This is a genomic window from Flavobacterium defluvii (assembly GCF_900129555.1).
In the GTDB taxonomy this organism is placed as follows: domain Bacteria; phylum Bacteroidota; class Bacteroidia; order Flavobacteriales; family Flavobacteriaceae; genus Flavobacterium; species Flavobacterium defluvii.
This window is the reverse complement of the sequence record NZ_FQWC01000006.1, coordinates 309,957-320,989: the sequence shown is the minus strand read 5'-3', so window position 1 is coordinate 320,989 and position 11,033 is coordinate 309,957. Positions and strand designations below refer to the sequence as shown.

7 protein-coding genes and 1 pseudogene are annotated in these 11,033 nt (G+C 30.1%); 7 read left to right on the top strand and 1 reads right to left on the bottom strand.

The window, feature by feature from the left end; all coding sequences use genetic code 11:
• Positions 1-3,218: pseudogene (locus BUC29_RS14960) on the bottom strand (hypothetical protein); the annotation flags it as partial.
• A 151-nt stretch (positions 3,219-3,369) separates the two neighbouring features.
• On the opposite strand from BUC29_RS14960, the gene BUC29_RS14955 reads away from it, so the two are divergent.
• Genes BUC29_RS14955 through BUC29_RS21640 form a run of 7 tightly spaced genes read left to right on the top strand, consistent with a single transcriptional unit; the run spans position 3,370 to position 10,735 of the window.
• On the top strand, positions 3,370-3,780 hold the full coding sequence (locus BUC29_RS14955; RefSeq protein WP_394332992.1) for a type IV pilin protein: 411 nt from the start codon (positions 3,370-3,372) through the stop codon (positions 3,778-3,780).
• On the top strand, positions 3,780-4,256 hold the full coding sequence (locus BUC29_RS14950) for a general secretion pathway protein (protein ID WP_073416972.1): 477 nt from the start codon (positions 3,780-3,782) through the stop codon (positions 4,254-4,256). The genes BUC29_RS14955 and BUC29_RS14950 overlap by 1 nt, the downstream gene beginning before the upstream one ends.
• On the top strand, positions 4,257-5,657 hold the full coding sequence (locus BUC29_RS14945) for a GspE/PulE family protein (protein WP_073416971.1): 1,401 nt from the start codon (positions 4,257-4,259) through the stop codon (positions 5,655-5,657). It abuts the gene before it with no gap.
• A gap of 37 nt (positions 5,658-5,694) precedes the next feature.
• A complete protein-coding gene (locus BUC29_RS14940; RefSeq protein ID WP_073416970.1) occupies positions 5,695-7,884 on the top strand; it encodes a type II secretion system protein GspD in 2,190 nt (729 codons plus the stop codon).
• Positions 7,884-9,077, top strand: a complete 1,194-nt coding sequence (locus BUC29_RS14935) for a general secretion pathway protein (RefSeq protein ID WP_073416969.1) — start codon at positions 7,884-7,886, stop codon at positions 9,075-9,077. The genes BUC29_RS14940 and BUC29_RS14935 overlap by 1 nt, the downstream gene beginning before the upstream one ends.
• Position 9,078: 1 nt before the next feature.
• Positions 9,079-9,600, top strand: coding sequence for a general secretion pathway protein (locus BUC29_RS14930; protein ID WP_073416968.1), 522 nt, complete (start codon positions 9,079-9,081; stop codon positions 9,598-9,600).
• A 31-nt stretch (positions 9,601-9,631) separates the two neighbouring features.
• Positions 9,632-10,735, top strand: a complete 1,104-nt coding sequence (locus BUC29_RS21640; protein WP_073416967.1) for a hypothetical protein — start codon at positions 9,632-9,634, stop codon at positions 10,733-10,735.
• Positions 10,736-11,033 lie beyond the last annotated feature (298 nt).

The window sequence follows — 11,033 nt, the reverse complement described above, 5'->3', positions numbered from 1 at the left end:
TGGTTTTCAGAGAGAATATTGCCCAGGTTATCTTTTACGGTTTCCAGTCTTCCGAAACTGTCATAAGTATAAGTGGTGATAAACCCTTTAGGATCAGTTATGGTACTGACCCCGATAAGCGGTTTATAGGTGTAGGTGGTTACCATGGCATTAGGCAGTGCAGTTCTTAATGCATTTAATGCTGCGATTAAATTAGCTTCTCTTTCTATTTCTGTTCCTGCAGTTATATCTGATTTTGTTTGTAAATTGGATACATAACCTGATAAATCACTATATAAGGCATTTTCTATTTTGGCAATAGGCTGGGTCTGTCCGTATCCCCAGATAATCGAAATAGGACTACCGTTTTCGGGAGTGTATTGTAAAATATTCCCTTTATCATCATATTGATCAAAGATGATTTTTTTATCTGTACTAATATTAATATTGCCTGTTCCTTTGTTTGCATAAATATATTTTGGCAGTAATAAATTATTTGTTGAGACATTTTTTTCGTAGCTGGTTTTTTGTTCAGACAATTTTACTAAATTCTTGAAATTTTGAGTAACCAGCGGAGTTCCAATAATATTGGCAGCTTTCAAATCTTTTGCAAATGGTTCGCTTACCATTTCTGGATCTTGAGGATAGAAGTATTTGGTTTCAAAAGTTTCTTGATTTGAATTTACGTTTTTTCTGCTGTTAATTTGTCCTTCTAAATTATAATCATAAACTATAGTCTGTGTTAATGAATCTTTATAATAGTTTGTGTGTTTTTCATCTCTTAATACATAGTTTTTAGGTTGGTATTTATAAGGAAAGATTTGAAAATCAATTAGAGGCCTTGGGTATATTGGTGCACATCCACTACCGGAGATTCCTCCAGGACCGCTTATGTTGACTCTTCGTTCTCTAACAATCTTGCAATTTAAAAAATATAAAAATTTTGTATTGTTAGGTATTGGAGAAACTTTATAGTTATTATTTTCACTTTTTATTTTGTTATTTTGATTATTTTTTATCTCCTTTAATGTTAATAAACCTGTTTCATATTGAGATTCTAAATCGTATATTGAATTTGCTATGCGACTGTTTCCTGAATAATTGAAAATTGTTTTTCCATTACTTACTAATTTATCTTTATCCTTACCGAAATCTGTTTTCTCAACTCTCTTATATAAAACAGGACTTCCTCTAAAATTAGATAATGGATAAATACTGGTGTAATTGTAAAAATCACGCCTAACATATACTTTTGGAGTACAATCATTGTCTTGGATATGATACCCTGAATAAAATTGTGGACTTTGCAACAGTATTCCTGTACTTTTGCCCTCTTGAGAGTAATTATATACAGTTGTAATGCATTCGCCATTAAAATCACAATTTTTAATTTGTTTTACCCTTATACCCCCAACTGTTTGGTTAAAATATTTATCCGTTTTCTTTAAAGTGATCGTTAATCCAGCAGATGCTCCCATAACAGAAAAAGCTTTTATTCGATATGTTCCAGGAGTTCTGAGATATAATTCCTTAGTATCACTAATAATTAAACTTGAAGGAATCCATCTCTGTTCCCAAAGCCAGGTTAGCTTTTTATTAAAAATTAAATTTGAATCCTGATAGATAGATATTTCATTTCCATCTCTATCCATCATAGGTGCATATTGTGTATGATTTGTGAAATTATAACTTAATTTCACAGTTGATGATACATCTATTGAAAATGTTTCTTCATCAATATTTAAGTTATCTCGAGCCATTGTTCCTGCATTTACATAAGAAGTAACTGTACCATCAGAATCGTAAGGAAAATTGTACTCAGATCTTTCCATATAAACATTATTAGGCTCATATTCTATAAGAGAGTATCCTTTTGTTTGATATGTAATTTTCTTTAATGCCCCAATTTTTGTACTATCGAAATCAGGTTTAATTTCTGGATTATCCTGAGGAGTGGTTATTCCTGTTTTTGCTGGTGTACCTTTTGCATTATAATACCCCCACAAGTCTTTTTTAGCATAATCTTTTTCAGGAACTGTTACAGGATATGGAATACTCATGTCATATTCCATTTCATTTGTAATAACCCCGTTGTATTTTACGTTCAATAAATTAGTTCTTTTGCCTACCCATGGAGAATAAGTGAAATCGTAGTTTCTAACTGTTTTTTTGCTATTGTCTTTAACCGTTAAATTGCTTATAACTGCAATACTGAGATCTGTAGGGTTGTTATTGAACTGTAATTCAATGGTATAGTTGTTTGTTGTGATTTTTTTTAATTTACTTGTGAATGTACCTGAAAAAGTTTTATTTTTAATAATTTCAGAATTTTGTATAGTATATTCTGTGCTAAATTGTACCAAAGTTTCGTTTATTTGTATGTCGTTATAAATCTTGCTATCATTTTCATATTCAAATAAAATTTTATTAGTAGTGGTAGGGAAATTTATCTCTGTTAATAAAAAAGAAGATATATAATCGTATGAATCAAGCCCGCTAGATTTTGTAACATCTAACGGAATATTGAAAATATAATTAACTCCTTGACTGTCTGTAATAGTAAACCCAGTATGAGAGTATCCAGATACTTTGTACTTTTCATTGTTTAAAAAAATTGCATTATTATCTTTATCAAGATAGAAGCTACAATTAAGATTTCCTGCATTAACAATATATTTATCAGGCTCTCCATCAAAAACACCATTGCTAATATTTGCTAAGTAATTAGTAATTCTAGTTAATCCACTTGGAGAAACAGGATCATCATAGGGTGGCAATTTGTTTATATAATTATAAACCCATTCTTTTTGGTATTCTCTATGTGTATCATCTAAGCCATTTATAGAATGAAGTATTGATCCTCCAATATTAAAAGTCCATCCAACACCAGCATAACCAGGTACTTCATCTAAAATTAATCCTGAATAATTATAAGACAAATTAATAGGCATGGAAAAATTACCTTCTTTTATCTCAAATATAGGAATGTTGTAATTCATTCTCCCCGTAGCAATATCAATAGGGATTTCACCAACTTTAGCCATAGCTGCAACTTGCGGAGGGGCCACTGTAATATTTGGAATAAAATTGTTATTGGCGCTATTTTCTTCTGACTGAGCGGTTAATTGAAAAGAATTTAAAAACAAAAAAAAGATTAAAACCCTAGAATTTTTAATATTGTGATTTTTTACATATATAATTTCAAAAATTTTAAAAAAGAATAAATTTAAATTTCGCATTAGATTAGTATTAATTATTTATATACAGATGCAATATTAGTAAAATATTTCTTTCATTTTATATAAAAATTAACAAAATATTTCCTTAAAAATATTTTAATTTTTTTCACAATAAAAAAGATATATTTGTAAAAATTTATTACAATTTATTTTGAAGAAAAATCTATTTAAAAAACTGCCATCATTCAATCTTCAGGAAATGTTGATTGTACTTGCCATAATTGGAATTTTGCTTTTAATCGCTTTGCCAAACCTAATGCCGCTGATTACAAAAGCGAAAAGTGTAGAAGCTCAAGTACAGCTTAAAGCAATTTATAATGCTGAAAAACAGTATTATTTTATGTATTCAAAATACAGTCCTAATTTTACAGAAATAGATTTTGAAGCTCCAAAAACGACTAAAGAAAACGGGAGTGCTAATTATGTATACGAGATTGTACAATCGACTAATAATGAGTTCAAAGTAAAGGCTACAGCAATTACTGATTTTAATGGAAATGGAGTTTTTAATGTTTGGGAAATTGATCAGAATGGTGTTCCAAAGCAAATCATAAATGATTAATGTGGTATTTGAAATTAATTTTATTATTAGTATTTGCTCTTGTATTATATCAGGATTTTAAAAGCCGTTTAGTTTACTGGTTTTTATATCCGATAATTGGAATTTTGGCTTTTGCAATTCAGCTGTATAATCTTCCTTTATTTATAGCTTTCACAAATCTGGGAATTAATTTATTGTTTATCAGCCTCATTTTGGGTGCTAGTGCTTTATACATAAAATTCAGGAAATTAGATTTTAAAAATGCAATTGGGATAGGGGATGTTTTGTTCTTTATTTTCATATCGGGTACTTTTTCAACTGTTTCATTTTTAGTTTTATTAGTTTTTTCACTGGTATTTTCATTGATTTTACATTTAGTTTTATATTCTCAAAAAGAACAAATAACGGTGCCTTTAGCGGGTTATATGTCACTTTTTTTTGGGGTTGTGTATGCCGTTTCATTTTATTGGGATAATTCATTTTTATACGTTTATTAAATGGAAAATTTTGATATCCCGATTGAGTTTCAACAGCTTGTAAAATCAGAACAGGCATATTATTATCGAATCGTTCCTATAGGTAAAAATCAGCAGACTGTATTATTAAAAACAGATGCTGCTGACATTGCAAGTCTGCAAAATGAATTGAGTATTTTACTAAGCTTTCAGGTTCAGTTAGAAACAGATTCTACAGATAATATAAACCGATATTTAAGTACGAATTACAGAAAAACAGCCAATAGCGTTTCAGAGATTCATTATACGTCAGATTTCTTAGAAAAAATTGTTTTAAATGCTAAAGAAATAGGAAGTAGTGATATCCATTTTGAACCTTATGAAAAAAATGCAAGAGTTCGTTTTCGTTTGGATGGTAAACTGAAAGAACAATTTCATATTTCTGTAGAGGAATATCCCGTTATTGTAAATAAGATAAAAATTCGTGCGCAGCTGGATATTTCTGAAAAAAGACTTCCACAGGACGGGCGTATTACTATGGTAACAGATTATCAGGATTTTGATGTCCGTGTTTCTGTTTTACCAACTCTTCATGGTGAAAAAGTAGTATTGCGTATTTTAAGTAAAGATACCAGTCATATTGATATTAATTCTCTTGGTTTTACAAAGAAAGAATTATCTGTTTATGAGGAAAATATAAAGCGCCCAAATGGAATTGTACTTATTTCCGGACCGACAGGTTCTGGAAAGACAACCACTTTATATGCCACTTTAAAGAAGTTGAATGTTCCAAATACCAATATCTTAACGGTTGAAGATCCGATTGAATATACGCTTGAAGGAATTAATCAGGTTCAGTTAAAAGAAAATATTGGGCTTGATTTTGCTGCTACTTTAAGAACTTTTTTAAGGCAGGATCCCGATATTATTATGGTAGGGGAAATTCGTGATGTTAATACAGCAAATATGGCTATTCGTGCTGCATTAACTGGGCATCTTGTTTTGTCTACTATACATACAAACTCGGCGTGGGCAACTGTATCGAGATTGATAGATATGGGAGTTCCATCATTTTTAATTGCCAGCACTTTAAATATGAGTGTTGCACAGCGTTTGGTTCGTAAATTATGTAATTCCTGTAAAACTGAACAGCCAATTTCTGCTGAAATTTTTCCGGGAGATTTTGAAATTCCAGATGACATAAAATCTCATCATATAGCAATAGGCTGTGAACATTGTTATCATACAGGTTATTCTGGAAGAAAAGCTATTTACGAAATTCTGCCAATTGGAGGGGAATTATCAAATTTGATTAAAAATAATCAATTAGATATTCACGAGTATTTAGAAGAAAAAGACATTTTTACACTAAAACGTAATGCATTATTATTAATAAAAGAAGGAATCACTTCTGTCGATGAAGTTTTTTCGCTACTCTTGTAAAATAAAAAAAATAAAATTCTTACAATAAATAAGATTCATGAAAAAAATAATTACCCTGTTATTATTGTTGGTTATTCAGGTTTCATTTTCGCAAGAAAACAGGATATTACAGCTTAAAAATAATATAGAAGCTATTTCTGCAGATGCTCCGGGACTTAATGAAAAAGTAAATGTTAATATTAAAGAAGCCTCTTTATCAAGCTTTTTATTGGCAGTTTCCCAAATTCACAAATTAAATTTTAGTGTAGCAACAAATTTAAATCAGATCAATATAGTAAATAATTTTTCGGACGTAACGGTTGGAGATCTGCTTATTTTTTTATGCAAAGAATACAATCTTACTATCGATTTTACAGGGAATATATTAGCTATAAAACAATATGAAAAACCTGCTGAAATTCAAAAAATAAAAGACATTGATGTTACTTATGATTACGCAAATAATTTGCTTTCCCTAAATCTGAAAGATGACAAATTATATGATGTTTTCAGAAAAATAATGGATGTAAGTGGTAAAAATCTCGTTTTTGCGCCTGGTCTCGAAAATCAATTATTGACAGCTTACATTAAAAGTATGCCGTTTGATGCAGCATTAAATAAATTAGCTTTTGCTAATAATTTAAGCGTTAATAAATCTAGAGATAACTTCTATATTTTTGATAAATTAGAAGGTAATTTCGTTGTAGAAGGTACAGGAAATCAAAACGGTGAAGTAAGACAGAACAGACCACAGCGTCCAAGAAAATCTAATTTTTTCTTTACGGTTGTTGATGCCGATAAAAAACTGTTAAACGTAGATTTTGAAAATACTCCTATTTCTAGTATTGTTTATGATATTGGTCACGAATTAGACATTGATATGTTTATATCTTCTCCTTTAGAAAATGCTGGTAATGGAACTGTTAAGGCTAAAAACATTACGTTTGACGAACTTTTGGTGAAGTTATTTGAAGTAAAAACAGATAATGGTTTTGCACAAACTACCAATAATCAGCCACAGCAGTACAATAGTTCTGGAATGTCAATGGCATCATCATCTTCGGGAGGAAGTTATACTTTTAAAAGAAGTGGATCTGTTTATTATTTTGGAACTAAAGATCAATTGGTGGTGAGAAACATTAAATCAATTCCATTAATGCATCGTTCTATTGAACTTTTAAGTGATCCATCAAAAGAGGGTAGAAGTGCCGGAAGATTAAATAACACAAATAGTTATTCAAATTATAATTCTTATGATAGCAGCGGCAGATCTACATCATCTTTAAACTCTAATTATTCTAATCAAAACAATAATAATAACAATTATTCCTCTTCAAGTTCAAGCAGCAGTGCCCCTTCAGAATCTATTTTGACTATAATTCCTGATGAAGTTAAAAAAGATTTAGATATTAAAATCGATAAAGAATTAAATAGCTTTTTAGTTAATGGTCCTGCAGCTAACATTGAGCGATTTGAATCTTTTATAAGTTACATTGATAAAGCAGTTCCTGTAATTTTAATAGAAGTAATGCTATTAGAAGTTAACCGAAGTGCGACTGTCGAAACGGGCATTCAGGCAGGAATTGGAGATAAACCTGTAACTACAAAAGGAACAGTTTTTCCTAATGCTGACATTAATTTAGGAGCAACAACCATTAATAAAATTATAGACGGTTTTAACGGATTTGGCTCTTTAAATATCGGGCAAGTGGTTCCAAATTTTTATTTGAGTCTAAAGGCCATGGAAACAAATGGAAATCTAAAAGTACGTTCGTCCCCAAGGTTATCAACCTTAAATGGTCATAAAGCTTATTTATCTATCGGAGAAACTACCTATTATGTTGTTACGAACCAAAATTATTATGGTTCACAAATTCCGCAAGCTTCAGAAGTTAAAAACTACCAGCCTATTGATGCTGAATTATCAGTAACAATTATGCCTTTAGTTTCTGGTAATGGGCAGATTACTATGGATATAAAAGTGATTCAATCTAGTTTTAATGGTCAAAAAGTAGATAAAGATGCGCCTCCGGGAATTAATTCGAGAGAGTTTACTTCCATTATCCGGGTTAAAGATCAGGATGTGGTAGTATTGGGTGGACTTGAGGAATCTGTAAAAAATGATTCAGGAACAGGCGTGCCTTTATTATCAAGAATTCCAGTCATTAAATGGCTTTTTAGTTCAAGAAAAAGAGAAGACTCAAAGAAAAAATTAAGTGTGTTGATTAAACCTACAGTTATTTATTAATGGCCAAATTTTCTTTAAATACTTTTTTGCTTGGTAAACAATACATTGGTGTTGAACATTTCACGTTAAACAATGAAGATAAGGTTTCGTTGCTTTTGGTGGAAAATAAAAAAGAAGGATTAGTAATTAGCAAAAAAGACAGGGTTGGTTATAATGGAAAAATAGCTGAAAAATGGGATGTTAAACTGCCTTTTTTTTTAATTATAAATTCAAATCAGGTTATTCAAAAGGAAGTTTTAGGAATTGAACCTTCAGATGAAAAACTATTGCATAAATCTTTTCCTAATACAAACTGGGATGAATTTTATTATGAAATCTGGAGATTAAAAACCAAATCGGTTATTGCGATTGCAAGGAAATCATACGTCAACACTTTAATTGAAGATTATGAAAATCAGAAAATAAACGTTGCCGGAATTAGTCTTGGAGTCTGTTCAATGGCAGATATAATTGATTATACTGATGATAACAAACTTTATACAAATCATCAAAGTGTCTCAAAGCAAGAAACACAAATTATATCTGCAAAAGTTCTGGAATCTGCAATAACGTACACAATTAACGATCTGCAAATTGAAAATAGGCAGCTGCTGGCTTTTTCTGGAATTTTACGTTTGATTTTAAATAATACACTCAATACAGGTTCAATCATTGCATACAGTGACGAGCTGTACGATAACTATAATCAAAAAACATTTTTCAATAAAGGGATCAAAATAATGGTAGGAGTTGTTTTAGGAATACTGCTTCTCAATTTTATGATCTTTACGCATTACTATAAATTAGCTCAGGAATCTTCGGAAATTTTATTAGTAAATAAATCTTCAATAGAAGATGTTGGTAAAATAAAGCAGAGAATTATCGTAAAAGAAACAAAAGTAAAAGATATAGAAGGAAGAATGACTTCTCAGAGTTCTTTAATTATAAATGAAATTGCTAATAAAGTTCCTGCATCTATTCTACTTACAGAATTAACTTTTAATCCTTTGGAAAAGAAGATTAAAGCAGATGAACCTATATTGACAAAAGATAAAATAATGGTAATTTCAGGAACTACAATTTCAAATCAGTCATTTACTAAGTGGGTAGAAGATATAGAACAGTTAAAGTTTGTTGACAAAGTTTTAATTACACATTTTGGTAAAAATGAAGATAATGAGACTACATTTTCTATTAATCTAACTTTGAAGTAAAATGAATTTGAACAAAAAAAATAAGCTTCTGGTAATTGGTTTTTTTGTAGTGCTTTATATATGCTATTCTTTTGCAATTTCAAATACGATTAATTATTACCGTGAATACAAAAATAAACAGCAAGAGATAGCTGAAGATAGTGATATGCCAAAACTTGTGGCTCAGCTGGTTCAAAAAGAAAAACAGCTGGATCAGATTTTATCAAATTATGATGTTAACATTTCAGAATCTTTTCAAAATGATTTATTAAAGCAATTGACCTCATACAGTGAGAACTATCATTTAAAAATTACTGATTTTAAGGAACCGCATATAATTTCACAGAAAGGATTTATCACAACCAGTTATAGTTTTTCACTTGAAGGATCATTTAACGGATGTCTTGCAGTTCTTAATAAAGTAGAAAATAATCCAATGCTGGGAAATATCAAACATTTGAATTTCTTAAAAAAAAGAAATTATAAAACCAATACAGACCAATTGTTTGTTGAAGTTATTATGCAGAAAAATAAAGGGATTTAATAAAAACTTACTACCAAAACAAAAATAAAATATGAAAAAGATTTTTTTAGTATTTGCTGCATTTGCTGCACAGATGAATTTTGCCCAGACTAATATATTTCCTCCTAGTGCAAATGTTGGAATTGGAACATTAACACCAGCCTCAAAATTAGATGTAATTGGAACCATAATAAGTTATGAACCAACTGCGCTAAGTACTACAAACAATTCTTTTCAATTGATTAATAGTGTAGCAGGAAATGTTGGTGATAATACTATAAGAAATAAAATATGGACTTTTAGAGATGGAACTTTAAATAATTGGTTTAATGCAAGACTTCATGATGGAATATCTGTAGATGATTCTTTTAAAACTCCGAATGTAGATACTAAAACCTGGTGGGAAAGAGACCCAAAAGATAATATTCAATCATGGGGGAATGATGCGGTAACTTATTTAACTATTAATCAAGGAAATGTTGGTATTGGTACCATTTCTCCTGTGAGTAAATTATCTGTCGCTGGATCTTTGACTTTAAATGGTGGTTTAACTAATGCACAACAAAGACCATCGATAAATGCCGGTATATTAACAAATGGTGAAATTAGAGGTTTAAGTAACTCATCGAATTTATCAGATGATGGTTTCTTAAGAATTTCAGCAGGTGGTGGCACAAATTCTAATACAAAATCTTTTATTGATTTATCAGGATATTCAACAATTCCAGATATGAATAGAAATATCGTATTTGGAACTTTTGGATTAGAACGTATGCGAGTTGATATCTATGGTAATGTAGGTATTGGTATAACAAATCCAACAAACAAATTAGACGTTAATGGAACAATTCATTCAAAAGAAGTAAAAGTTGATATGGTTGGCTGGTCTGATTTTGTATTTAAAAAAGATTATGATTTGCCAACTCTTGAAGAAGTTGAAAAGCATATTAAAGAAAAAGGGTATTTAGAAAATATCCCAAGCGAGAAAGAAGTTCTGAAAAATGGAATTAATCTTGGAGAGATGAATTCTAAACTTTTACAGAAAATTGAAGAATTGACTTTGTATGCGATTGAACAGCAAAAAAACACCGAAAAGTTAATGAAGATTATCGAAGAACAGAATAAGAGGTTAGAAGCACTGGAAAGTGCAAAATAACCCCTAAACAAGATAATAATAAGAGAAGCCGCTTCACACAAAGCGGCTTCTTTTATTTATAAGTATTTATAAGCAAGATTTAATATCTATGATTAGTTTTTGGTTGATTTCTGTTAATAGTTCAAATTCGTCGACAGGGAAAAGCTGGAGCAAAATTTCTAAAATTAAACTCACATCTATCGCAGAATTTTTATTCTTGTTTATAATATTAGCATTATGATCTATTGCTATAATGCATAATTTTAGCATGTTGTTAAGTACACATCCCAATTCATCATAATTAGTTAATTTGATTTGG